The sequence below is a fragment of the Pseudomonas sp. LSJ-87 genome, from assembly GCF_032971465.1.
In the GTDB taxonomy this organism is placed as follows: Bacteria; Pseudomonadota; Gammaproteobacteria; order Pseudomonadales; family Pseudomonadaceae; genus Aquipseudomonas; species Aquipseudomonas putida_Z.
The window spans coordinates 1-759 of sequence record NZ_JAWJYQ010000111.1; the positions used below are offsets into that span (position 1 = coordinate 1).

1 protein-coding gene is annotated in these 759 nt (G+C 64.4%); it reads left to right on the forward strand.

Going from position 1 to position 759, the window contains the following annotated elements; translation table 11 throughout:
• Positions 1 to 756, forward strand: a 756-nt coding sequence (locus RYH74_RS26295) for a thiamine pyrophosphate-dependent enzyme (protein WP_317410619.1), incomplete at its 5' end; no start/stop codon positions are given.
• Positions 757 to 759 lie beyond the last annotated feature (3 nt).

Below are 759 nucleotides of genomic sequence, written 5' to 3' on the forward strand. Positions count from 1 at the left end.
GCCGAAGTCGATGCCGTGTACTTCCCGCAGGTGGAAGTGATCGGCGACATCGCCAACGCCGTGTGGCAGATCAGCGAAGCGCTGAACGACACTTCGCACTGGGACTTCACCCGCCTGATGGCGATCCGTGAAGCCAACGAAGCGCAGATCGCCGAAGGTGCCGACGACAACCGCTTCCCGGTCTACCCGCAGCGCATGGTCGCCGACATCCGTCGCGTGCTGCCGTCCGAAGGCATCGTTGCCCTGGACAACGGCATCTACAAGATCTGGTTCGCCCGCAACTACAAGGCGCACAAGCCGAACACCGTACTGCTGGACAACGCCCTGGCGACCATGGGCGCCGGCCTGCCATCGGCCATGGCCGCGCACCTGGTGCACCCGGACCGCCCGGTCATTTCGGTTTGCGGCGACGGCGGCTTCATGATGAACAGCCAGGAGCTGGAAACTGCGGTACGCCTGGGCATGCACATCACCGTGGTGATCCTGCGTGACGACGGCTACGGCATGATCCGCTGGAAGCAGGCCAACATGGGCTTCACCGATTTCGGCCTGGACTACGGCAACCCGGACTTCGTCAAGTACGCCGAAGCCTACGGTGCCAACGGCCACCGCGTGGAAAGCGCCGAAGGCCTGCTGCCGCTGCTGGAGCACTGCATCAAGACCCCGGGCGTGCACGTGATCGACTGCCCGGTCGATTACAGCGAGAACGACCGCATCCTCAACAGCGAGCTGCGTGAGCGCGCGCTGGCGGTGTAAGGC